Here is a 24312-nt window from a genome sequence, read left to right as displayed (position 1 = left end):
TATTTGCACATTTGCCTATATGATTAATGCCAAAAATATTATATAATATATAGAATAAAATTTCAATAAGGAGATAGTGTTTATTGCACTTTGTGTATAATTATGGCAGATATTATTTATTCACTTTGTGGCGGAACATACATTAATATAACAAACAAATGCCCTTGCAGATGCACTTTTTGCATCCGTTCACAGGGCAATGCGGTCGGCGATGCGGAAAATCTTTGGTTCTACGGCAACGAACCAAGCCTTGACGAAATCAAAAAAGCTGTTGATGCTTACGGATTTGAAAAGATTGATTCCGTTTGTTTCTGCGGATATGGCGAACCTACCGAACGCCTTGATGTTTTGATTGCAACTGCAAATTATTTGAGAACAATCAATCCGTCAATCAAAATCCGTATCAACACTAACGGTCTTTCGGATTTGATTAACGGCAGAAGTACAGCCAAGGAAATCGGCGAAGCGTTCGACATTGTTTCTGTTTCTCTCAATGACCCCGATTCCGACAGCTACGATGCCGTTACAAGAAATATTTATCCGACAAAGGCTTTTCCTGCACTTCTCGAATTCACCAAGGAATGTGCAAAGTATTGCCCTGAGGTTCATATGAGTGTTGTTGATGTAATCGGCAAGGAAAATATCGAAAAATCAAGAAAACTCGCCGAATCTCTCGGCGCAACATTCATTTGCCGTTCATTTGATGAGGGCAGATAAATCACAAAACATAAGACTGCAATCTTTTCAGTAGGATTGCAGTCTGTTTTTGTTTATGTATAAAATATTTGTTTGATTTAAGTAATCAAAATAATATTTTCCGATTATTTTTGTAAATAAAATGTATCCAAAACGCTATATACATATTTATTTCGGTTATGTTTTAGATTTTTGTATAAATAGAACGAAGATAACCTATCGTTTTTTATACCGATTATTTTTAATTCTTTTCTGATAGAATTATCAATCTTATTGCATTCGTCATCTTGCTTGGAATAGTCATTTCTTTTTATAGATTCATCATAAAACAACGCAAAGTTATTTATTCCTAAATTACCTGAAAAATAATCATATAGAAATGTTTTGATTTCATTTTTTGTCAAAACATTATTCTTGTATGATTTTTGAAAACTTATTAATTCATAGCTATCTAATGGAATCCCTACTATTCTTTCATCAACATTTTCTTTGAGCCATTCTGTGCACCAATTTTCAATATCCTCTAATTGATAATCATCATAGAACCTGCCCTTGTCCCTGTTGACAAAAAAGAGCCTGTCGTTATATTTGTATTCGAATGAAAAATCAACCCATTTCGGTTTCATAAAAAATACTTCATACTCTTCACTTCTCACATGTGATTGATTGTGGTCAACAAGCTCAAACTTTGTAGGCGACTCTTTGTATTTTAAAGATAAATATATTTTTGCCTGCGCAGCGACAACAGGATAAGCAAACAGATTTGCAAGAGTCAGCAAAATTATCGATAAAAAAATGATTTTTATTGATTTTCTTTTTTTATTGTTTTTGATAGTTTCTTCAGCCATGCAATCACTCCTTGCAATTTGTTATCGTTACAATAACTGTAATGATTTTCCTTTTTATGTTTTTGTTTATGTATATAAAATTTGTTTGATTTAAATAATCAAAATAATATTTTCCGATTATTTTTCTAAATTAGAAAAAATAGTAAGAAGTCCATATTGAATAACCTGGTTTAGATTTTTCAAATTTATAATTAGGATTAATTAAGAATTTAATATGATTTTTATTATTCGTCCCTATCAGATTAAGCTTATTATATATTATTTTACTTATAAAACCATCATTATCGTTACTCGATTGATGTTCGTTATAAAGACAAACAAAATATAAATCGCCTAAAGTTCCTGAAAAGTATTCGTGTAAAAAAGTTTTAATTTCATTTTGATTGATTTTGCTATTTTTTAATTTTTTTTGATATTTGAAAATATGGTTGCTGTTCAATTCAATTCCAACAATTCTTTCATCAACATTTTCTTTGAGCCATTCTGTGCACCAATTTTCAATATCTTCTAATTGATAGTCATCATAGAACCTACCCTTGTCCCTGTTGACAAAAAAGAGCCTGTCGTTATATTTGTATTCGAATGAAAAATCAACCCATTTCGGTTTCATAAAAAATACTTCATACTCTTCACTTCTCACATGCGATTGATTGTGGTCAACAAGCTCAAATTTTGTGGGCGACTCTTTGTATTTTAAAGATAAATATATTTTTGCCTGTGCAGCGACAACAGGATAAGCAAAGAGATTTGCAAGAGTCAGCAAAATTATCGCTAAAAAAATGATTTTTATTGATTTTCTTTTTTTATTGTTTTTGATAGTTTCTTCAGCCATGCAATCACTCCTTGCGATTTGTTATCGTTACAATAATTGTAATGATTTTCATTTTTATTCTCCTATACTATTTAATACCTTGTACCAGCTCATCCAAGAATAATTGCTGCTTTTATCAATTTTCTTTATTGCTGATTCTTTTGAAAATTGGGCGGAACATTTTGCTATACTTCCGATTTTTAATTTGATTTGTTTACCAAGATTTTCGTCGACACCGTAAAATGTTGATCCGTTTATGTCATAATAATAGAAAACTTTTGTTTCGTTTTCTCTATAATTAATTAAAAAATCGTATGTTTCATTTTTGGAAATCACATGATTGTAACCGGTTTTTGTTGCAGACAAATAATTCAAAATATCGTGTGTGCTTATTTCAACTCCTGTAATGCGATTATCAACATTTTCTTGCAGCCATTCGGTGCACCATTTTTCAATGTCATCAAGCTGATAATCGTCATAAATTGCACCTTTATTTCTGCAAGCTATAAATCGTCTGCTTTTATATTCAAATTCAAATGAAAAGTCCAACCATTTCGGCGTTTGAGTAAAAACTCCGGTATCATACCATTCAAGATGTGCTTGGTTGTAATCTTTCATCTTAAATTCATTAGGCTTTGCGTTATATTTTTCGCAAAGATATGAAACTATTTGTGCTTTCGCAATGGGATAAAATATTTTGTCGGCAATTTTGAATCCAATTGCGCCTACACCAAAGAATACAATAAATATCAGTAAAATCAACGCTTTATTTGGTTTGTTCACAAAATCACCATCCTTGTACTTATTTTTTATTCCTAACTTTTCAATATCATAAAATATGCCCTATGTCAGTTCGAAATACCAAAATTCAACATTTTTTGTAGGCATTCGGTACTCAAATTTTCAATATCCTCTAAATACCAACTGCTCCAATTAATAAATCGACTTTTATCAATCTCTCTTGTAATAATTTTTTCAGAATAATCCGCTGAACAATCTACGCCATTACCGATTTTAAAAGTAATTTTCTGATTTAATTCTTCATCAATACCATGATTGACCGGTCCGTTTATATCATAATAATTAAAAATCTTTACATCATTAATACTTTTATAGTTCTTTAAAAAATTTTCTGTTTCAGCTTTGGTTATTACATACGTATAACCTTTTTTTGTTGTTGATGAATAATACAAAATATCTCTCGTATCAAGTATCACTCCTGTAATGCGATCATCAACATTTTCTTGCAACCATTCGGTGCACCATTTTTCAATGTCATCAAGCTGATAATCGTCATAAATCGCACCTTTATTTCTGCAAGCTACAAATCGTCTGCCTTTATATTCAAATTCAAATGAAAAGTCCAACCATTTCGGCGTTTGAGTAAAAACTCCGGTATCATACCATTCAAGATGTGCTTGGTTGTAATCTTTCATCTTAAATTCATTAGGCTTTGCATTATATTTTTCGCAAAGATATGAAACTGTTTGTGCTTTCGCAATAGGATAAAATACTTTGTCGGCAATTTTGAATCCAATTGCGCTTACACCAAAGAACACAATAAATATCAGTAAAATCAACGCTTTGTTTGGTTTGTTCACAAAATCACCATCCTTTTGAATTTTTATATATTTTATCTCTAATTTCTTAATATCATAAACTGTTCTTTGTGTCAATCCAAAACACCAAAAGTTAACATTCTGTTTATTATCTGTGCAGTTTTATATATAAATTTATACATACATATAATTAAATATTTTTAAATTAAAATATTATAAAAAATATTACCAAAAGTTAGTGACAAACGGTGTTATTTATTGTATAATAATTCAGTAAATTTATAAATTTGAAAGGAGTTTTTTATGAAACACTCTGAAATCGTCGGAAAAATGAGCCTTGAGCAAAAGGCAACATTTGTTTCCGGTTATGACTATTGGCATCTTGAGGAAGCTCCGGAACTCGGACTCCCTAAGATTTGCATTACAGACGGCCCTCACGGTTTGCGTAAGGCAAAGGGTAAGGACTATGTACCTGAAGAAGGCGAGGCTAAGTCATCTGGCGGTATCGGTCTTGGCAACTCTGTGCCTACAACTTGCTTCCCGCCTGCCGCAACTTCATCATGCTCTTGGGACGATGATTTGCTCTTTGAAGAGGGCGTAGCTATGGCAGAAGAATGCCTTAAAGAAAAGGTATCTGTTATTCTCGGTCCGGGTACAAACATCAAGCGTGCTCCAACATGCGGCAGAAACTTTGAGTATTTTTCAGAAGATCCGCTTCTTGCAGGTAAGTGCTCAGCCGCCATCATCAACGGCGTTCAGTCAAAGGGCGTAGGTACATCGCTTAAGCACTTTGCTTGTAATTCACAGGAAGCATTCCGTATGGTTCTCAACGAAGTTATTGATGAGCGTACAATGCGTGAGATTTATTTCCCGGCATTTGAAATTGCAGTTAAAGAGGCTCAGCCTTGGACAATTATGAACTCGTACAACCGTATTAACGGTGTTTATGCTTCACAAAATGAATGGATGCAACAGCAGGTTCTCCGTAAGGAATGGGGCTTTAAGGGCCTTATCGTAACAGACTGGGGTGCATCTGTTGACCGTGTTGACGGCGTTAAAGCAGGCACAGACCTCGAAATGCCGTCATCAGGCAATCTCAATGCAAAGAAAATCGTTGCTGCCGTAAAGGACGGAACTCTAGACGAAGCTGTCCTTGATGAAAGAGTAGACGCTGTTGTTGACCTCATCTTGAAGTCAAAGCCGGCTCTTGAAAAGACACATACATATGACAAAAAGGCTCACCATAAGATTGCTCAAAAGATTGCAGAAGGCTCAATGGTTCTTCTTAAGAACGATGACAGCATTCTTCCTCTTCAGGCAGGTCAAAAGGTAGCTGTTATCGGTGAGATGGCAAAAGCTCCTCGCTTCCAGGGCGCAGGTTCTTCTGTTATCAATCCTACAATGCTTTCAAACGCTTATGATGAACTTGTAGAACTCGGCGTAGATGTTACTTATGCACAGGGCTATTACAAGTCGGCAGGCACTAAGAAAGAGCAAAAGACAAGAATGACTGAGGCACAGCTTACAGAAGAAGCAGTAAATGTTGCAAAGAACGCTGATGTTGCTATCGTGTTCGCAGGTCTTACAGAGGACTTCGAGGGCGAGGGCTACGACAGAGAAACAATCAATATGCCTCCAAATCATAACAAGCTTATCTCTGATGTTGCTGCTGCAAATCCAAACACAATCGTTGTTCTTGCAGGCGGTTCTGTTGTTCTTATGCCGTGGCTTTCAGAGGTTAAGGGCCTTCTTAATTCAGGTCTTGGCGGACAGGCAGCAGGCGCAGCCGTTGCAAATATTCTTACAGGTAAGGTTAACCCATCGGGTAAAACATCAGAAACTTATCCTGTTTCGTTTGAAGCAAATCCGACATTCGGCAATTATCCGGGTGGTCCTGTTACTTCAGAGCATAAGGAAAGCGTTTACATCGGTTACAGATATTATGATTCGGCAAATGAGGATGTTGTGTTCCCATTCGGCTTCGGTCTTTCATATACAACATTTGAGTACAGCGATATTAAACTTTCCGCTGATTCAATCAAAGATACAGACACTCTCACAGTATCATTCAAGGTTAAGAACACAGGCGAAGTAGCAGGTGCAGAAATCGCACAGGTTTATGTTGCTGATAAGGAATCAACTATCTTCCGTCCTACAAAGGAACTCAAGGGATATAAAAAGGTATTTCTCAATGCCGGTGAAGAAAAAGAGGTTTCTGTTGAGCTTTCAAAGAGAGCTTTCGCTTTCTATAATGTAAACATCAACGATTGGTGCGTTGAGTCGGGCGACTTCGACATTATGGTTTGTGCTTCATCAAGAGATGTCAAGCTCACAGCTACTGTAAATGTAGAAGCTCCTGCTTGCGAAATTCCTGATTACCGTGCAACAGCTCCTGCTTACTACAATGATGTTAAAAACATCACTCGTGATGATTTTGCCGCAGTTTACGGTGAACTTCCAAATCCTCAAATTGATACTTCAAAGAAAATTGATAAGTACTCATGCCTTAACGATGCAAGACATACAAAGTGGGGCGGCAGACTTTGCAGACTCATTTCAAAGGTTATGTCGGGTATGGGCTCTGCCGAAAATGGTGATGGCAAGATGCTTGCCGCAATGGCAACACAGATTCCTATCCGTAACTTTGTTCAGATGTCTATGGGTGCTTTCAGCGAATATCAAGCAGCGGGACTCCTTATGATGCTCAACGATGACCAATCATCATTCATTGGATTTAGCAGAATTTTCTGGACTCTCGGCGGAACTCTCGCAAGACTTCCAAAACTTCTTTCAGCTATCTAATCGAATAATAAATAAAAGGAGGTGCATTGCATCTCCTTTTTTATGATATATTGTTTATTCTTGCTTTTTTGTTTCGTTCTCGATTTCATTTGCTTTGACCACATTGAGATATAGTAAAACGAGCATTACAATAAGTGCAACATAAAGCAAAATCGAAATTGCGAAGAATTTTTTGAAGTTGTTTTTGTGTTCGTCTGCTTGCTTTTTAGCCGAATCTGTTTGAGCCGACAAACTTACTCCGCCAAGATTGAATTCTGATTTCTGGTATAGTTTGTATGCTGCAACCGTTCCTTTGTATTCATTGCCCGACTTGATTGCAACGCCTGTTGTTATTCCTGCAATGACAAAAAGAATGATTGCAAAAACAGCAAAAAGCACTGTCGATTTTTTGTTTTTCATAATGATTACCTCCTAAATATATTTTTATTATAACATATAATATTTTTACTTGCAATTTTTATTTTAATAGGTTATAATATGCAAGTAATTTATTTGGAGAGTTGTCCGAGCTGGCCGAAGGAGCACGATTGGAAATCGTGTAACGGGCTATAACCTGTTCGAGGGTTCGAATCCCTTGCTCTCCGCCAAAAATAAAAAGTCCGTCATCAGACGGACTTTTTATTTTTAGGTGTAACAGAGGGATTCGAACAAGGAGGGAGCGAATATCCTCAACAAAAAACGGACTCGTCTTTGTGGGCGAATCCGTTTTGTTTTATTATAGCTTAAAGCATTTTTGGAGTGATTTGTAATCACCGAGGACAAGCATGGTGATGCTGCTTGAAAGCACGGTGTCAGGCGTTATTGCCATATTCAGCTTGCCGTATTCTTTAAGAGCCAAAATGTTGATGTTGTACTTTTTACGAATGTCAATTCTACCGATTGATTTGCCAATCCAATTGTCCGGCACTTGCACTTCAAAAATCGCATATGAATCGTCAACTTCAATGTAGTCAAGTATGTGGTCGGAGGTGTATCTGATTGCAGTCCATTTTGCCATTTGTTTTTCCGGATAAACAACCTTGTCGGCACCGTTGCGAAGTAAGAATTTTTCCTGGACATCTCTTTTGGCTGCCGAAACAACAAATTCTGCACCCAATTCTTTGAGCAATGATGTTGTTTCAAGTGAATTTTGGAAATTGCCCGACATTGTTACAATGCAAACATCAAAATTTCTGATTCCGAGCGATTCCAAAAAGTCGGAATCTGTGCTGTCGCCGATTTGAGCGCTTGTAACATATGGCAAAACATCATTGACTTTTTCTTCGTTTTCATCAACTGCCATAATCTCGTGACCCAATTGGTTAAGTTCCATTGCAATGTGCTTGCCAAAGTGTCCAAGGCCGATAAGTAATATATTTTTCATTTTGTGCTCCTTTAACCTACTGTGATTTTATCAAGTGGCATTTTTGCATTGATATGTTTTTTGACCGATAATGTTGCGTAAATGAGGGTTAAGCCTCCGACTCTGCCGAGATACATCAGTATTATGAGTATAATTTGTGACGCTAAACTCAATTTTGGTGTAATTCCCAAAGTCAATCCTACTGTGCCGATTGCAGAAGCGGTTTCAAACAGGCTTGCAACCAACGGCAATTTTTCGATAGTGCAAATTGAAACACCGCCGATGAAGAAAAGTGTGATGTACATCATAACAATTGTTGCCGCACTTTTTATAACGCTGTCGTCAATTCTTCTGCCAAATGCACAAACATGTTCCTTTTGCCTAAAACAAGTAAAGGCGTTGAGAATAAGTACAGCAATTGTTGTGGTTTTAAGACCACCTGCCGTTGAACCCGGTGAACCGCCGACAAGCATAAGAAAAATCATAATTGCCTGTGACGGTCGAGTCAGCTTTGTCAAATCGGTTGTGTTAAAACCAGCCGTTCTTGTTGTGACCGATTGGAACAGGGAAGCAAGCAATCTGTTGCCGATGCTGAAATCCTTATAGTCAAAAATGAAGAAATATATAGCCGGCAGTAAAATTAAAACAAGTGATGTAACAAGAATAATCTTGCTTTGCATACGATATTTCTTAATCTTAAACTTGTTGTTATATATGTCGTCCCAAGTCAAAAATCCGATGCCGCCGATTACAATAAGAAGCATAACGGTTATGTTGATAACCGGATTTGATGTGTATGAGGTTAGCGAGCAGAATTGATTGCCCTCTGTGCCCAAAATGTCAAAACCTGCGTTGCAAAATGCGGAAATGGAATGAAAAACAGACATCCAAATTCCTTTTGCACCAAAGTTCTTGCAGAAAACAGGCATCATAGAAACAGCACCGACTGCTTCTATAATAAATGTGCCTGTGATGATGAACTTTGTCAGCCTGACAATTCCGCCAACCTTTGGAGCGGAAATTGCGTCTTGCATTGTGCTTCGTTGCATAAGCGAAATTCTTCTGCCTGCAAGCATAGAAAATGATGCGGCAATTGTGACAACTCCAAGACCGCCGATTTGAATAAGCGTAATGATTATCGCTTGACCGAAAGCAGACCAATAACTGCCTGTGTCTTTAACTACAAGTCCGGTTACACAAACGGCGGAAGTTGATGTAAACAATGCTTCGTTGAACGGAGTGACAATTCTTTCTGCCGATGAAATAGGCAGCATCAAAAGCAGAGCGCCGAGCAATATCACTCCTGCGAAGCCAAGTAATATAATCTGAAAGGTTGAAAGTCGTTTTTTTATGTTTGATTTTTTCGGCATAATAAATGTAAACTCCTTTGCCGATTTTAATTAATTATAGTTTGATTGTTTCAAAAACAATGTGTGAGCTTGGTTGATCTTCATAGAGAATACCGATTGTGTTGTTGTCAATCTTTGTCATACAGCTGTATGCAAAGAAACCTTCGTTAATCTTGATGTCCTCTTTTGACCATTTGACGCCCTTGCACTTGCCTTTTTTGTCGTATTCAAAAGTACCTGTTGAGATAACACCGTCATTTCTGCCTTTCTTTGATGGGTGAGAAACATATACTTTTTCGCCGTCAATAAAGCAGTTCTTCTGGCATTTTGGTGCTTTGAATTTAGCATTTTTTGTTTTAGCCCAGCTTATGCCGTTGTCGTATGAAATTGCGGCAGGCGTTGTCTTGTAGCCTCTTGCTCTTGAGAAAGAGTAAAGATTTCCGTCAGGACCTTCTGCAAGTGTCCATTCGTCAATGTTTGGAGTGAATGGCACAGCCTCGTTTCTTCTCCAAGTGTTGCCGTTGTCATCAGAATAAATACAAACAGAACCTTTGAGTGTGTAAAGAGGGAATACCAATCTGCCACTCTTTGTTGTGATTGCGTTACCCGGAGCAATTCCAAGGAAGAAGCCGTCTCTGTTTTGATTGAGAATGTCACCGGTGATGTCAACAGGCTTTGACCATGTCGTACCCTTATCGGATGAACGAAGCATAAACACGTAGCTTCTCTTAACAGCTTTGAGCGGTGCACCGTATGTTGTGCTCTCTGCTGCATTGTCCTTGCTCTTTGCACCGTTGAGGAAGATGTTGCCAATGTATTTGTCATTTTCGTAAAGCTCACCGTCAGTAAAGTTAACCTTGTACGCTGTGGCTTTCTTTGATTTGTCAAGAACTTTTCCGCTTTCAAGAACATAGTAGAAATTGCCCTCTCTGTCATAAATGAGCGGAACGGTTTTTCCGTCAAAACTTGCATAAGCAACTTTGTTCTTGTCCATCATCTTTTTGTTGAAAAGACCTTTTGATTCGGGATAATATGTAACAAGAAGCACGATGTCACCGTTTGGTGCAACAGCCATACAAGGGTCAATGTAAAATGCGGTTGCGGTATTTTCTTTGTCGGAATTGATAACTCTTGCAGGCGGTGTGGCGATAGTTTTTATGTCGCTCCAGTTTTTGCCGCCGTCTGTGCTTGTTCTGACAGCGATTTCAATAAAGCCCCAATCCGTAGGCACATGAGCCTTGTCGATTGCGGCAACAAGTGTGCCGTCAACATTCACCAAACTCGGAATACGGAAAGCAACACCGCTATTGGATTCATTTGCTTCTTTTGTAAGTTCTGCGGACAAAAATTCTGTGTTGGTTCCGCAAAACAATGTTTGTTTGTTAGCCATCATAATCACCCTTAATATATAAATTTATAACCTATATTATAGCAAACTCTTATCTGCACTTCAATACACAAAATATTAAATATAGATGAACTTAATACCAAATACTTGCTATTGAATAATTGAAACATTTGTTGTATAATATAGTGATTATAGATTTTTAGCAAAAAATAGTGAGTTGATGATATGGACAAATTTAAATTAGTCAGCAAATTTAAGCCGACAGGTGACCAGCCACAAGCGATCGAAAAACTTGCAGAGGGCGTTTTACGAGGCGACAAAGAGCAAACTCTTATGGGTGTTACGGGTTCGGGTAAAACTTTTACAATGGCAAATATCATTGAAAAAGTAAACAGACCTACACTTGTTTTGGCTCATAACAAAACACTTGCGGCACAGCTTTGCTCTGAGTTTAAGGAGTTTTTTCCTGAAAATGCAGTTGAGTATTTCGTTTCTTATTATGACTACTATCAACCGGAGGCTTATGTGCCGACGACCGATACTTATATCGAAAAAGACAGTGCTATAAATGACGAAATCGACAAACTCCGTCATAGTGCAACTGCGGCTTTGTCGGAGCGTAGAGATGTTATTATCGTTGCATCCGTTTCGTGCATTTATTCAATCGGTGACCCGCTTGATTATAAAAAAATGGTAATCTCGTTGCGACCGGGTATGGAAAAAGAACGTGACGAGCTTATTCATAAACTTGTTGAAATTCAGTATGAGCGAAATGATATTAATTTTGTTCGTAATAAGTTTCGTGTTCGTGGCGATACAGTTGAGATTTATCCTGCGGGAAGTTCGGGAAATGCGGTCAGGGTTGAATTTTTTGGTGACGAAATCGACCGAATTTGCGAGATTAATCCTCTTACGGGTAAAGTTGAGGGCGTGTTGAGTTCTTGCGTTATTTATCCTGCATCGCACTATGTTGTCAGTCAGGAAAAACTCAAAAAAGCACTTAATGAGATTTACAATGAAATGGTTGACCGAGTTGCGTATTTTGAGGCTAACGGCAAGCTCCTTGAAGCACAGCGCATCAAGGAACGCACAATGAATGATATTGAAATGCTCGAAGAAACAGGATTTTGCAAAGGCATTGAAAATTATTCGAGAATTATGAGTGACAGAAAACCTGGCGAAGCACCGTTTACACTCATTGATTATTTTCCCGATGATTTTCTTATGTTTGTTGATGAAAGCCATGTTATGCTTCCGCAGGTGCGTGGAATGTACGGCGGTGACCGTTCAAGAAAGGGAAGTCTTATTGATTACGGCTTTAGACTTCCGTCTGCTTTTGACAATCGTCCGTTGACTTTCGATGAATTCTACGGCAAAATCAATCAGGTTATCTTCACTTCTGCAACTCCGGGAGAGTTTGAAAAAGAAAATTCTACGCAGATTGTTGAACAGGTAATCAGACCGACAGGATTGCTTGACCCAATCATCACAGTTAAACCGACAGATGACCAAATGGACGACTTATTGTCCGAAATCAATATCAGAATTGAACGCAAAGAAAGAGTGCTTGTAACTACTCTTACAAAGAAAATGGCGGAGGATTTAACGGCTTATCTTGAGGGCTTTGACATCAAGGTTAGATATATGCACCATGATGTTGACACCATTGAAAGAATGGAAATTATCCGAGATTTACGACTTGGAAAGTTTGATGTTTTAGTCGGTATTAATCTGCTTCGTGAGGGCCTTGATATTCCCGAAGTGTCACTTGTTGCAATTCTTGATGCCGATAAAGAGGGATTTTTGCGTTCCGAAACTTCGCTTGTCCAGACAATCGGCAGAGCGGCGAGAAACGAAAACGGCGAAGTTATTATGTATGCCGACAGCGTTACGCCTTCTATGGAACGAGCAATTACCGAAACCGTGCGACGCAGAAAAATACAGGAAGAATACAATAAAGAGCATAATATCACTCCGAAAACAATTAAAAAAGATGTTCGTGATGTTATTGAAATCACTACTAAAGAAGCGTTTGACGAGCATAATAAACGAATGACGGCAAAGGAACGCAGGGTAATGATTGAAAAACTTACACGAGAAATGAAAGAAGCGGCTAAAATGCTTGAATTTGAGCATGCTGCATTTCTTCGTGATAAGATTAAAGAACTTAGTGACGAGGACTGAATATGATTAAAAACATTGTTGTTAAAGGTGCAAGAGAGCACAATTTGAAAAATATTGATATAGAAATACCGAGAGATAAACTTGTTGTGTTTACGGGTCTTTCGGGTTCGGGCAAATCCTCATTAGCATTCGATACTATTTATGCCGAGGGTCAAAGACGATATGTTGAATCTTTGTCGTCATATGCAAGAATGTTTCTCGGTCAAATGGACAAGCCTGATGTTGACTATATTGAGGGACTGTCTCCCGCAATTTCCATTGACCAAAAAACAACTTCAAAAAATCCGCGTTCAACAGTCGGAACTGTAACGGAGATTTACGATTATCTTCGACTTTTGTGGGCGAGAATAGGTATACCGCATTGCCCTGTGTGCGGAAGAGAAATCACTCAGCAGACCGTTGACCAAATTGTTGATAAACTTCTCGAATTGCCTGAACGCACAAAAATTCAGGTGTTAGCACCCATCGCAAGAGGTAAAAAAGGTGAGTTTGTAAAGGAAATCAATGATATTCGCAAGCAGGGATTTGTTCGTTGCAGAATTGACGGAGAAATTGTTGATTTGCAGGACGAAATAAAACTGTCCAAAACAAAAAAACATAATATAGAAGTTGTTGTTGACCGAATTGTAATCAAAGTTGGTATTCAATCACGACTTACCGACAGCGTAGAAACTGCTACTAAAATCGGCAACGGCTTGCTGATTGTTGATATAAACGGTGAAAATGAGGAAGTGTTCTCGCTCAATTATGCTTGTCCAGAACACGGAGTGTCAATTGAGGAAATGAGTCCGAGAATGTTCTCGTTTAACAATCCTTTTGGTGCTTGTAAAAAATGTGACGGACTCGGAACATTCAAAGAAATTGATCCCGATTTGATTATCCCCGACAAAAAAATGTCGATTAATCAAGGAGCAATCAAGGCAAGCGGTTGGAATGTTGCAGAGGGCAGTTCTATTGCAAGAATGTATATGGACGCTCTTGCAAAGGAATATAACTTTTCTCTTGATATGCCCGTTGAAATGATTAATGATGAGGGCTTACACGCTATCCTTTATGGAACAGACGGCAAAAAATTGAAAATGAAGCGTGTTACTTCTTACGGTAGCGGAACATATTTGAGTGAATTTGAGGGTATTGTAAATAATCTTAAACGAAGATATGCCGAAACTACTTCCGATTATGCAAGAACTGCTATTGAAGAAGTTATGCAGGAATGTACTTGCGGCGAGTGCAAAGGTTCAAGATTAAAACCCGAGGCTATGGCTGTTACTGTCGGCGGTAAAAATATATATGAATTTTGCTCAATGTCTGTATCGGAAGAACTTGATTTTGTCAATAATCTTGAATTGACAGAAAAGGAGCAAATGATCGGAAATCTTGTTCTTAAAGAGATTAAAGAACGACTTACTTTTCTTAATTCTGTTGGATTGGACTATCTTTCACTTGCAAGAGAATCGGGCACTTTGTCGGGCGGTGAGGCTCAAAGAATCAGACTTGCAACTCAAATCGGCTCATCTCTTATGGGTGTGCTGTATATTCTTGATGAACCGTCAATCGGACTTCATCAAAGAGATAACGAAAAATTGCTTGAAACTCTCCGACATCTCCGTGATTTGGGCAATACATTGATTGTCGTTGAACACGATGAGGACACTATGCGTGCGGCAGATTTCCTTGTTGATATCGGTCCGGGTGCAGGCATACACGGCGGTGAATTGATTGCAGCAGGCACTCCGGAAGAAGTTATGGCTTGCGAAAACAGCATAACGGGTCAATATTTGAGCGGTAAGAGAAGCATTCCCGTGCCGACAAAAAGGCGAGAGGGCAACGGTAAAAAACTAACTGTTTTCGGTGCAAAGGAAAATAATCTTAAAAATATTGATGTTGAGATTCCGCTCGGCAAATTTGTTGCTGTAACAGGCGTTTCAGGTTCGGGTAAATCTTCTTTTGTTAATGAGATTCTATACAAGTATCTTTGCAATGTCCTCAACCACGCAAAAAAACACACAGGTAAGTTTTCGTCATTTAAAGGCGTTGACGCCCTTGACAAGGTTATTGATATTGACCAATCACCTATTGGCAGAACCCCTCGTTCAAATCCTGCAACATATACGGGTGTGTTTAATGATATCAGAGATTTATACGCTTCAACAAATGATGCAAAAGCAAAGGGCTACGGTCCAAATAGATTTTCGTTCAATATCAAGGGTGGCAGATGCGAGGCTTGTCAGGGCGACGGTATTGTAAAAATTGAAATGCACTTCCTTGCGGATGTTTATGTTCCGTGCGAGGTTTGCGGCGGAAAACGATATAATAGAGAAACCCTTGATGTAAAGTTTAAAGGCAAGAGTATTTATGATGTGCTCGAAATGACTGTTGATGAAGCACTTGAATTTTTCTCAACCCACGCAAAGATTGCAAGAAAACTTCAAACCTTGTCGGATGTCGGTCTCGGTTATGTCAAATTAGGACAGCCTGCCACAACTCTTTCGGGTGGCGAAGCACAGAGAGTTAAGCTTGCAACGGAACTTGCAAAGCGTTCAACAGGCAAGACGATTTATATCCTTGATGAACCGACAACAGGGCTTCATACAGCCGATGTTTCCAAGCTTCTCGATGTTCTTAATAAACTTGTTGATACGGGCAATACGGTCCTTGTTATCGAGCATAATCTTGATGTAATCAAGTGTGCCGACCATATTATCGACCTTGGACCCGAGGGAGGAAAAGGCGGCGGTAAAATCGTTGCACAGGGAACACCTGAACAGGTTTCCAAGGTGAAAAAATCTTATACGGGACAGTATCTCAAAAAGCTTCTGTAATTATTACAATCGTGTAACTATCCTTGATAACTAAAGTGCCTTTTGATATTATAGTAAGGATAAAAATATGTCATTTTATGTCATAACTGTTTAAAAGGAGTAACTTTATGGAAAGAAAAGTTGTCATTTTCGATCATCCGCTTATTCAACATAAGCTAAGTATTCTTCGAAATGTAGAAACAAGCACAAAGGATTTTAGAGAACTTGTTAATGAGATTTCTATGCTTATGATGTTTGAAGCCACAAGAGATTTGCCTATGGAAACCGTTGAGGTTGAAACACCTTGCGGAATTGCAAAGTGCAATCAGCTTGCAGGTCGTAAGCTTGCATTTGTTCCGATTTTGCGTGCAGGTCTCGGTATGGTAGACGGTTGCCTTAAGATGGTTCCGAGTGCAAGAGTAGGTCATATCGGTCTTTATCGTGACGAAACCACACACACACCTGTTGAGTATTATTGCAAATTGCCAAAGGATATTGACAAGAGAGATGTTTATGTTGTTGACCCAATGCTTGCAACAGGCGGTTCGGCAGTAGATGCTATTTCTCAAATTAAACTCAGAAACCCTCGCAAGATTTGCTTTATGTGTATGATTGCCGCTCCGGAAGGACTTGAGGTACTCAAAAAAACACATCCTGATGTTGACATCTATTGTGCGGCTCTTGATGAAAAGTTAAACGAAGATTGCTACATCATTCCGGGTCTCGGTGATGCAGGCGACAGAATTTTCGGTACTAAATAATTATTAAGTTTAACTTATCAAACGGAGGAAAAAACAATGGCTAAAACAAAATCAAAAATTAAAATAGGTAAGGATGGCATTTATGATGCCCGTCAACTCGGCACGCCGAAAATGCTTCTCCTCGGCTTCCAGCATATGTTCGCTATGTTTGGAGCAACGGTAACAGTTCCGCTCTTAACAGGACTTTCAATTTCTACAACACTTTTGTTTGCAGGCCTCGGAACACTTTTGTTCCACTGCCTCACAAAGTTTAAAGTTCCTGCATTTCTCGGTTCATCATTTGCATTTATCGGTGGTTATCTTGCAGTAGCACCGCTCAATGAAGACGGAAGCGGAAACAAAGAAATGCTCCCTTATGCGTGCCTCGGTGTTGCGTGCGCAGGACTTGTTTATCTCATCGTTGCAGCATTAATTAAGGCTGTCGGCGTAAACAAAGTTATGAAACTTTTTCCGCCTGTTGTAACAGGTCCAATCATTATGGCAATCGGTCTCGGTCTTGCTCCTTCAGCTGTTACAAACTGCAGCAAAAACTGGTGGCTTGCAATCGTTGCGCTTGCACTTGTTATCATTTTCAACATCTTCGGTAAGGGTATGATTAAGATTATCCCAATCCTTTTGGGTATTGTCGGTGCATATCTTGTCGCTGTGTTAGTCGGCAATGTCGGCGGTGTTGAAAACTTTGCTATCAACTTTTCGGCAGTAAAGGCTGCTCCTTGGATCGGCAACCCTATTGAATGGTCATCAACCGTATTCGGCGGTGTTTCGGATAAGTCAAAGGCTATTTCTGCAATCATTGCTATTGTTCCAATCGCAATTGCTACTATGATGGAGCACATCGGTGATATTTCAGCTATTTCAGCTACTTGCAACAAGAACTTCATCAATGACCCGGGTCTTAACAGAACACTTCTCGGTGACGGTCTTGCAACAACTCTTGCATCTCTTTTCGGTGCACCTGCAAACACAACATACGGCGAAAACACAGGCGTTCTTGCTCTTTCAAAGGTTTATGACCCAAGAGTAATCAGAATTGCTGCTTACTTCGCAGTATTCTTCAGCCTTTCACCAAAGTTTGCCGCTCTTATCGAGTCAATTCCTCCCGCTGTTGTCGGAGGTATTTCATTCGTTCTTTACGGTATGATTTCTGCTATCGGTGTTCGCAATGTTGTTGAAGCGAAAGTTGATTTCTCAAAGGCTCGTAACACAATCATTGCTGCTGTAATCCTTGTTGTGGCTCTTGGCTTGTCAGGTGGTATCACATTCACAGTCGGTTCAGCTACAATCACTCTTTCATCACTTGCTTGTGCATCAATCGCAGGTATTGTCTTGAATATCATTTTCCCTGAAAAGGACTTTGACCCTGACAAGGCTTTTCAGTCTGACACAGTGTCTGCTCAGGTTAATATTAAGTCTGATTACGGTAAAAACAAATAATAATTTGTTGACTAAAATAATTAAGCACGAAGTTTTGCGCTTCGTGCTTTTCTTATGCTTTCTTATTTGTATAATCTTATTGCAACAACCATTTTGTGCTTGCGAGTTTCGTTGACAGTTTGAGAATATATGAATTTTCCATAGCCTCGAACCGATACCACATCGCCCTCTTTGAGCTGTACAGAGTCTTTATAGACCGTTTTTGAATTTATGAATATCTTTTCTTGATTGATTAGTTGCGAAGCTGAATTCCGTGACATTTTGAACACGGCAGAAACTACGGTGTCGATTCTCAATGACGAAACAATGTATTCTTCCTCGTCAGGGAGTTGATTGAACAATTCGGGAATGTCATCAATGATTTTGCACTTCACGGAGGTGTGCTTGATTGATGAAAGATTGTCAACAATGTATTGGCTGATTTTGTCAAGGCAAAACAAATACCCCTCGTTGTTGAGAATTTTTATGTCACCGAGCATTTCTCGTTCAATTCCCAAATTCATAAGTGCACCGAGAAAATCTCTGTGGGTGAATTTGTCGGAAAACTTTTGTTGTAAAGGCTCAATTTTAATACAAACAATAGGGTAGGAGTATACTTCATCATTGCTGAATGATGCAACGCACCTGTCGGCATTTTCGTATCCGCCGAATAAATTGTACTTGCTGTCTAATTTCAGTGCTTTTAATATGCTGATTTCCTGCAAATTCAAAAAAGTTGAATAGGTTGTATAACCTCTTTCAAATGCTCTGTGCGATAACTCTGCAAGCCTCTTTTTGAGCAATGTTTCATTCTCCATCTGAAATCTCCGTTACGGTCAAAATATCATTGTTGACCCTGAATTTTATTTCTTTGCCTGCAAATTTAAAACCGTATTGTCGTCCGTCCTCGTGGTATGCAGGTCGTGGGTCGTCTGCTAAAATTTCTTTTAATGTGTGTTGCTTGTCTGCTTCAATATTATGTAATAATTCATCATCAATTTCAACCTTTAGTTTTGCACCGTTCTTTTCCTCTGCAAATCCGCTGATTGCATCCGGATGGCAGTCGCTGAAAGTAATATACGGCTTTATATCATATATTGGTGTGCCTGAAACCAAATCGGCACCGCTGACAATAAGAATTGTTTTTCCGCTTTCATCTTTTTCTACCGCTTCAAGTTTAACACTTGACAGTCCGAGGGGGTTAGGCCTGAAAGGGGAACGTGTTGCAAAAACGCCGACCTTTTCGTTTCCGCCAAGTCGAGGAGGCCTGACAGTTAATGAATTTGATGGGTGAGAATTAAGACTAAATCCCCAAATTAACCATAAATGGCTAAATTCTTCAATTCTTTTAAAAGCTGATTCGTCAGCATATTCTTTTTCAAAAATAATAGTGGATTTTATATCGTTAACAAGCCCGCTTTGCCGTGGTACAGCGAATTTGCTGTCATAGTCATTGATGATTTTTGCAATAGGTTTTATTTCCATTTTGACCTCCGATTTAGTTATTTTTAACAGTATTATAACACATATTTTTGAAAATTTAAAAAAATATGTTGAATTTGTGATTGTTTTAATGTATTATATAGTAGAAATATCTTGTAAGGAGAAAATTTAAATGGCTAAAGTAAAAGATAAGTCAGTACTTGCAAAGTTCAACAGATTCCTTTCTGTTGTCCTAATTCTATTGGTAATAGCAACTGCTATAATTGTAATCGTGTCACCTGCTAAGGTTGCACAGCAACAGGAAACAGGCTCAACCGAGTTTGTAGATGAACCTGTAATTGATGAATTCAAAGCAGGTACATACGGCGGAGTAAAGCTTGATACAGCTGAAGATGCAGTTAACTATTATGTTGAATGTTACAATAACACAAAGACTATGACAGTTGACGGTACATATGACGGAAGCCCTATCAAAGCATATAAGCTTCTCGGTGATGAAAATCTTGAAGTTAAAAATCTTCTTGTTGACGGTAAGTCAAACGATACCATTAATAAGCTCGTTCCTGGTATTGTTGGTCCTCTTTTCAAAGGTGGTGTAAAGAGTTTGTCACCTAGTAACTCTCTTGAGCCAAAGAATGACTGGCAGGAAACAAGCAGCGGAAAGGTTGACAGAACTGTATCTCATCTTACTCCTGATGACATTCTTGCAGTAAATGTTACTGATAATGGCGACGGCACAATTACAATGGTATTGCAGCCAAAAGCTCAGCTTCTTGCTATGCCTGGGGAGGACTCACAGGGTCGTTTCTTCAATGTTCTTGGTGACATTTCAGGCGTTGTAGAAAGTATTACAGTTCTTTCGTTCTCTGAAGGTACTATTGATGAGAATTTCGTTGTTAACTATGCCGGCGGTACAGGTACTATTAAGATAAATGTTGCTAACAAGGAAATTGTAGAAGCTGATTATGACATGCACGTTCATATTGATGTAAAGCACGCTAATGTTGCAATCATCAAGAATAAGAATGCATCACTTGATGTCAAGTACACAAACCACTTCCCGGCTTCTGACCAATATCTCAAGGATCACCTTGTAACAATTAAATAAAATTTTATAAAGATTTAAAGGTAGCTTAGTGCTACCTTTATTTTTGCGAAAATATGAAAGATTCAAGTAAAAAACTTCAAAATATTTTTATTGTTTGGGGAATGGCGGCGATTTGTTGTTGCCTTTGGGGCAGTGCGTTTCCCGTAATTAAAATTGGATATAACCTTTTTAACATCGATTCATTAGATACTGCGTCGATAATTCTGTTTGCAGGTATTCGTTTTATTCTTGCGGGTGTTTTGACAGTTGCTATATTTAGCGCAGTTAATAAAAAATTCGTTAAGCCTAAAAAGACATCAGTCGGCAAAGTTTGCGTTTTGGCATTGTTCCAAACAGTCTTGCAATATTTGTTTTTCTATATAGGACTTGCACACACAACAGGAGTGAAATCAAGCATTATTGATGGCTCAAGCACATTTTTTGCAATAATCATTTCTGTTTTTATTTTCAAGCAGGAAAAGTTTACCGTGTCAAAAATCATTGGCAGTTTGCTTGGCTTTTCAGGTGTTGTGCTTGCAGGACTTTCGGGAAGCAGACAAGGATTTTCGTTTCAGTTTGGCGACATTATGCTCTTGATTTCGGCAATTTCATATGCTTGCTCATCTGTTTTTATGAAGAAATACAGCAATGACGATGAACCTGCCGTCCTTTCAGGATATCAATTTATGCTTGGCGGTGCAGTAATGACAGTTGTCGGCTTGGCTATGGGCGGAAAAGTTGCAACCGATAATATAAAAGGCGTTCTTATTCTTTTGTATCTCGGCTTTATTTCAGCAATAGCATACTCGCTTTGGGGAGTTTTGCTAAAATATAACGATGTTTCAAGAGTTACAGTTTGCGGCACGATGACGCCGATTTTCGGCTTTGCTCTTTCTTATCTTCTCCTTGGTGAAGATAACGGCAAGTTAGTTTATAAGCTTATCGGTTTGCTTTGCGTTGTTGGCGGAATGGTTATCGTTAATCTAAAATTTAATAAAAATAAAAAAGAAAAATCGTTGTAAATCACAGCGATTTTCTTTATGTTATAAGTATTTTTGATATTCTTCAACAGCCAATTTGTCGCATATTTCGTTGTATTTGTGCCCGTTATGACCCTTGACCCATACAAATTCGACTTCGTGAATGTCAAGCTGTTTTAGCATTTCTTCCCACAAATCCACATTGAGTGCAGGTTTTTTGTCGGATTTTTTCCAATTATTCTTTTTCCATGAATAAACCCAACCTTTGTTTATTGCATCGCAAACATATTTGCTGTCTGTTGTGAGGATAACCTTGCATGGCTCTTTGAGTGCTTTTAGTGCTTCAATTACCGCAGTCATTTCCATACGGTTGTTGGTTGTGTTTTTATCACTGCCTGAAAGTTGTTTCTCTGTTTGTTTATATACCAATACTGCACCCCAGCCTCCCGGTCCGGGATTTCCGCTGCACGCACCGTCTGTATAAATGTTTATTTCTTTCATTTTTATCACCGAGGTATATTTTATCATTAATTTTGATAATAATCAATATGGATTATATTTTAATATTCCTTGACAACAGCGTTATAATAATTTAAAATATATTTAATTGTTTATGCACGGAAAAAATATTTTTAAGGAGGATTTTTAATTAATGACAAATCAAAAAAAGGTGCCTACAGGTGACGAAAGAAAACGGAATTCTAAGCGTCGCTATTACACGAAAAAGAGAGCACCGAAGAAAGCGGTATCTCTCCCGCCTATTGAGCAGGAGAAAGTACGCATTTCTTTTTTAGGCGGTATGAATGAAATCGGAAAGAATATGACGCTTTACGAATACAAAAGCGATATGTTCATTGTTGACTGCGGTCTTGCGTTTCCAACAGCAGAACTTCCGGGTGTTGACCTTGTTATTCCTGATTTTACTCATGTAATCAATAATCAAGAAAGAATCAGAGGCATAATTGTAACTCACGGACATGAGGACCACATCGGCGGTCTTGCATATCTTTTGAAGCAGGTTAATATTCCTGTTTATGCAACAAAGCTCACAATCGGTCTTATTAAGGGTAAACTTGAGGAACACGGACTTCTCAATAAGGTAAAACTTGTTGAGATTAAGCCGAGAGATAACATCACACTCGGCTCGTTTAATATTGAATTAATCCATGTAAACCACTCAATCCCTGACGCAGTCGGTCTTGCAATCAGATGTCCTGCCGGAATTATTATTCAAACAGGCGACTTTAAGATTGACACAACACCTGTTGACGGTGATATGATTGACCTACCTCGTTTTGCAGAATATGGCAAAAAGGGTGTTCTTGCGCTTCTTTCCGATTCAACCAACGCAGAGCGTCCGGGTTGTACTATGAGCGAAAAGAATGTCGGTGAAAGTTTTGAACTTCTTTTCCGCAAAGCAAAGAACAAGAGAATTATCGTTGCAACCTTTGCTTCAAACATTCACAGAGTTCAGCAGATTATTGATGTTGCAAACGCAAGAGGCAGAAAGGTTGCCGTTATCGGCAGAAGCCTTGAAAATCTTGTGAAGGTCGGCGAGGAATTAGGTTATCTTAATGTGCCAAAGAATATTCTTATCCCGATTGACACCATCAAAAATTATCCTGATGATAAACTTGTTATTATCACAACAGGTTCACAGGGTGAGCCTATGTCCGCTTTGACAAAAATGGCTTTCGGTGAGCATAGGAAGGTCACAATTACTCCCAACGACTATGTTATTATTTCTGCAACTCCAATTCCGGGCAACGAAAAAATGGTCGGCGGTGTTGTAAATGCTCTTATGAAGCGTGGTGTAGAGGTTATCTATGAAAAGATGTATGAAGTTCACGCATCTGGTCACGCTTGTCAAGAAGATTTGAAATTGATGATAGGACTTGTAAAGCCTAAATATTTCATCCCTGTCCATGGTGAGCAAAAGCATTTGATGAAGCATGCACAGCTTGCAAGAGCAATGGGTATTGACGAAAAGAATATTTATATTGCGGAAATCGGCGAAACTATAGAGTTGACAGATTCGTATATTAAAAAAGTCGGCACTGTTCCGTCAGGTGATGTTTATGTTGATGGACTCGGCGTCGGCGATGTCGGAAATGTTGTTCTCAACGACCGTAAACGACTTTCGCAGGACGGCTTGATTATCGTTGTTGCAACCATTGATGCGCACGGCGGTTATGTTGTTTCGGGTCCTGATATTGTTTCTCGTGGATTTGTTTATGTAAAAGATAACGAGGAACTTATGAATGCTGCCCGTGACCTCGCTTGCAGAGTTATTGATGAGCAGTACGACAGCAAGTATCACGACTGGAATTCGGTTAAAACAAAGGTGCGTGACGAAATTTCTCGTCTTATGTATGAAAAAACAAAGCGCTCACCTATGATACTTCCAATTTTTATGGAAATATAAAGGAGAATTGATATGAAAGTAATTTTAAAGGCAGATGTAAAATCACTCGGTAAAAAGGGCGATTTGGTAAATGCAAGTGACGGATACGCAAGAAACTTCCTTTTTCCAAAGGGTCTTGCTGTTGAAGCAAACGCAACTGCAATGAACGAATTTAATAATAAAGAGCAGTCAAAGAAGTTCCACAAGGCAGAGGAAATCAAGGCTGCCGAAGAAGTTAAGGCTCAAATTGACGGCAAAACTTTTGCTCTCAAAGCAAAGGCAGGAGTTAACGGCAAACTTTTCGGTTCTGTAACCGCAAAGGATGTTGCCGCTAAAATCAAAGAAGAAATGAACATCGATATTGATAAGAGAAAAATATCAATGACAGACATCAAGGCTTTTGGCACAGTTAAAGCCGAAGTTAAGGTTTATCAGGGCGTTGTTGCAACAATCAGCGTTCAAGTTACGGAATTATAATTTATAG

At 38.5% G+C, this 24312-nt stretch carries 21 protein-coding genes and 1 tRNA gene; 11 read left to right on the top strand and 11 right to left on the bottom strand.

Going from position 1 to position 24312, the window contains the following annotated elements; translation table 11 throughout:
* Nucleotides 1-102 precede the first annotated feature (102 nt).
* Nucleotides 103-717 carry a TatD family nuclease-associated radical SAM protein gene (locus Q0E03_RS03210; RefSeq protein ID WP_297129477.1) on the top strand — a complete coding sequence of 205 codons (615 nt, stop codon included), beginning with the start codon at nucleotides 103-105 and terminating at the stop codon, nucleotides 715-717.
* A 104-nt stretch (nucleotides 718-821) separates the two neighbouring features.
* Here Q0E03_RS03210 and Q0E03_RS03205 read toward each other — a convergent pair whose 3' ends face one another.
* From Q0E03_RS03205 to Q0E03_RS03190, 4 genes are all read right to left on the bottom strand, one after another.
* A complete protein-coding gene (locus Q0E03_RS03205; protein ID WP_297129475.1) occupies nucleotides 822-1544 on the bottom strand; it encodes a hypothetical protein in 723 nt (240 codons plus the stop codon).
* 130 nt (nucleotides 1545-1674) lie between these two features.
* Nucleotides 1675-2376 carry a hypothetical protein gene (locus Q0E03_RS03200; protein ID WP_288527799.1) on the bottom strand — a complete coding sequence of 234 codons (702 nt, stop codon included), beginning with the start codon at nucleotides 2374-2376 and terminating at the stop codon, nucleotides 1675-1677.
* A 54-nt stretch (nucleotides 2377-2430) separates the two neighbouring features.
* The gene (locus Q0E03_RS03195) at nucleotides 2431-3138 is read right to left on the bottom strand and encodes a hypothetical protein (RefSeq protein ID WP_297129473.1); all 708 of its coding nucleotides are present in this window, start codon (nucleotides 3136-3138) and stop codon (nucleotides 2431-2433) included.
* Nucleotides 3139-3203: 65 nt separating this feature from the next.
* Nucleotides 3204-4031, bottom strand: a complete 828-nt coding sequence (locus tag Q0E03_RS03190) for a hypothetical protein (RefSeq protein WP_297129471.1) — start codon at nucleotides 4029-4031, stop codon at nucleotides 3204-3206.
* Between the two features lie 186 nt (nucleotides 4032-4217).
* Between Q0E03_RS03190 and Q0E03_RS03185 the strand changes: the two genes are divergently transcribed.
* Nucleotides 4218-6716, top strand: coding sequence for a glycoside hydrolase family 3 C-terminal domain-containing protein (locus Q0E03_RS03185; protein ID WP_297129469.1), 2499 nt, complete (start codon nucleotides 4218-4220; stop codon nucleotides 6714-6716).
* 54 nt (nucleotides 6717-6770) lie between these two features.
* On the opposite strand, the gene Q0E03_RS03180 is transcribed toward Q0E03_RS03185, so the two are convergent.
* Nucleotides 6771-7115: a hypothetical protein gene (locus tag Q0E03_RS03180; protein WP_297129468.1), complete on the bottom strand. Its 345-nt coding sequence runs from the start codon at nucleotides 7113-7115 to the stop codon at nucleotides 6771-6773.
* A gap of 95 nt (nucleotides 7116-7210) precedes the next feature.
* On the opposite strand from Q0E03_RS03180, the gene Q0E03_RS03175 reads away from it, so the two are divergent.
* Nucleotides 7211-7303 (top strand) — tRNA-Ser (locus Q0E03_RS03175).
* A gap of 128 nt (nucleotides 7304-7431) precedes the next feature.
* Here Q0E03_RS03175 and Q0E03_RS03170 read toward each other — a convergent pair.
* Genes Q0E03_RS03170 through Q0E03_RS03160 form a run of 3 tightly spaced genes read right to left on the bottom strand, consistent with a single transcriptional unit; the run spans nucleotide 7432 to nucleotide 10797 of the window.
* The gene (locus tag Q0E03_RS03170; protein WP_297129465.1) at nucleotides 7432-8079 is read right to left on the bottom strand and encodes a TrkA family potassium uptake protein; all 648 of its coding nucleotides are present in this window, start codon (nucleotides 8077-8079) and stop codon (nucleotides 7432-7434) included.
* An 11-nt stretch (nucleotides 8080-8090) separates the two neighbouring features.
* On the bottom strand, nucleotides 8091-9428 hold the full coding sequence (locus tag Q0E03_RS03165) for a TrkH family potassium uptake protein (protein WP_297129463.1): 1338 nt from the start codon (nucleotides 9426-9428) through the stop codon (nucleotides 8091-8093).
* A gap of 34 nt (nucleotides 9429-9462) precedes the next feature.
* On the bottom strand, nucleotides 9463-10797 hold the full coding sequence (locus tag Q0E03_RS03160; protein ID WP_297129461.1) for an exo-alpha-sialidase: 1335 nt from the start codon (nucleotides 10795-10797) through the stop codon (nucleotides 9463-9465).
* A 183-nt stretch (nucleotides 10798-10980) separates the two neighbouring features.
* On the opposite strand from Q0E03_RS03160, the gene uvrB reads away from it, so the two are divergent.
* The 4 genes from uvrB to Q0E03_RS03140 all read left to right on the top strand — a co-directional run bounded on the left by uvrB (nucleotide 10981) and on the right by Q0E03_RS03140 (nucleotide 17935).
* Nucleotides 10981-12939 carry an excinuclease ABC subunit UvrB gene (gene uvrB, locus Q0E03_RS03155; RefSeq protein ID WP_297129459.1) on the top strand — a complete coding sequence of 653 codons (1959 nt, stop codon included), beginning with the start codon at nucleotides 10981-10983 and terminating at the stop codon, nucleotides 12937-12939.
* Between the two features lie 2 nt (nucleotides 12940-12941).
* Nucleotides 12942-15761 (top strand): excinuclease ABC subunit UvrA, encoded by a 2820-nt coding sequence (uvrA, locus tag Q0E03_RS03150; RefSeq protein WP_297129457.1) that lies wholly within the window; start codon nucleotides 12942-12944, stop codon nucleotides 15759-15761.
* A 107-nt stretch (nucleotides 15762-15868) separates the two neighbouring features.
* Nucleotides 15869-16501: a uracil phosphoribosyltransferase gene (upp, locus tag Q0E03_RS03145; RefSeq protein ID WP_294835492.1), complete on the top strand. Its 633-nt coding sequence runs from the start codon at nucleotides 15869-15871 to the stop codon at nucleotides 16499-16501.
* Between the two features lie 36 nt (nucleotides 16502-16537).
* Nucleotides 16538-17935 carry a uracil-xanthine permease family protein gene (locus Q0E03_RS03140; RefSeq protein ID WP_297129454.1) on the top strand — a complete coding sequence of 466 codons (1398 nt, stop codon included), beginning with the start codon at nucleotides 16538-16540 and terminating at the stop codon, nucleotides 17933-17935.
* Nucleotides 17936-17997: 62 nt separating this feature from the next.
* Here the strand turns inward: Q0E03_RS03140 and Q0E03_RS03135 are convergent, their stop codons facing one another.
* Both Q0E03_RS03135 and tsaA read right to left on the bottom strand, forming a co-directional pair.
* Nucleotides 17998-18732, bottom strand: a complete 735-nt coding sequence (locus Q0E03_RS03135) for a YlmH/Sll1252 family protein (RefSeq protein WP_297129452.1) — start codon at nucleotides 18730-18732, stop codon at nucleotides 17998-18000.
* Nucleotides 18722-19399, bottom strand: coding sequence for a tRNA (N6-threonylcarbamoyladenosine(37)-N6)-methyltransferase TrmO (gene tsaA, locus Q0E03_RS03130; RefSeq protein WP_297129450.1), 678 nt, complete (start codon nucleotides 19397-19399; stop codon nucleotides 18722-18724). The genes Q0E03_RS03135 and tsaA overlap by 11 nt, the downstream gene beginning before the upstream one ends.
* 130 nt (nucleotides 19400-19529) lie before the next feature.
* Here tsaA and Q0E03_RS03125 point away from each other — a divergent pair, with 130 nt between their 5' ends.
* Nucleotides 19530-20465, top strand: a complete 936-nt coding sequence (locus Q0E03_RS03125; protein WP_297129448.1) for a hypothetical protein — start codon at nucleotides 19530-19532, stop codon at nucleotides 20463-20465.
* Between the two features lie 53 nt (nucleotides 20466-20518).
* Nucleotides 20519-21466, top strand: a complete 948-nt coding sequence (locus Q0E03_RS03120) for a DMT family transporter (RefSeq protein WP_297129445.1) — start codon at nucleotides 20519-20521, stop codon at nucleotides 21464-21466.
* A 21-nt stretch (nucleotides 21467-21487) separates the two neighbouring features.
* Here the strand turns inward: Q0E03_RS03120 and rnhA are convergent, their stop codons facing one another.
* A complete protein-coding gene (gene rnhA, locus Q0E03_RS03115; RefSeq protein ID WP_297129442.1) occupies nucleotides 21488-21925 on the bottom strand; it encodes a ribonuclease HI in 438 nt (145 codons plus the stop codon).
* 151 nt (nucleotides 21926-22076) lie between these two features.
* Here rnhA and Q0E03_RS03110 point away from each other — a divergent pair, with 151 nt between their 5' ends.
* Both Q0E03_RS03110 and rplI read left to right on the top strand, forming a co-directional pair.
* Nucleotides 22077-23849 carry a ribonuclease J gene (locus Q0E03_RS03110; protein ID WP_297129440.1) on the top strand — a complete coding sequence of 591 codons (1773 nt, stop codon included), beginning with the start codon at nucleotides 22077-22079 and terminating at the stop codon, nucleotides 23847-23849.
* Between the two features lie 12 nt (nucleotides 23850-23861).
* Nucleotides 23862-24305 (top strand): 50S ribosomal protein L9, encoded by a 444-nt coding sequence (gene rplI / locus Q0E03_RS03105; RefSeq protein WP_297129438.1) that lies wholly within the window; start codon nucleotides 23862-23864, stop codon nucleotides 24303-24305.
* Nucleotides 24306-24312: the final 7 nt, after the last annotated feature.

Origin of the sequence: uncultured Eubacterium sp. (assembly GCF_934525195.1) — a bacterium.
Taxonomy (GTDB): Bacteria; Bacillota; Clostridia; order Oscillospirales; family Acutalibacteraceae; genus Eubacterium_R.
Note: the sequence above shows the minus strand (reverse complement) of the source record. Positions and strands in the feature narration are given on the sequence as shown.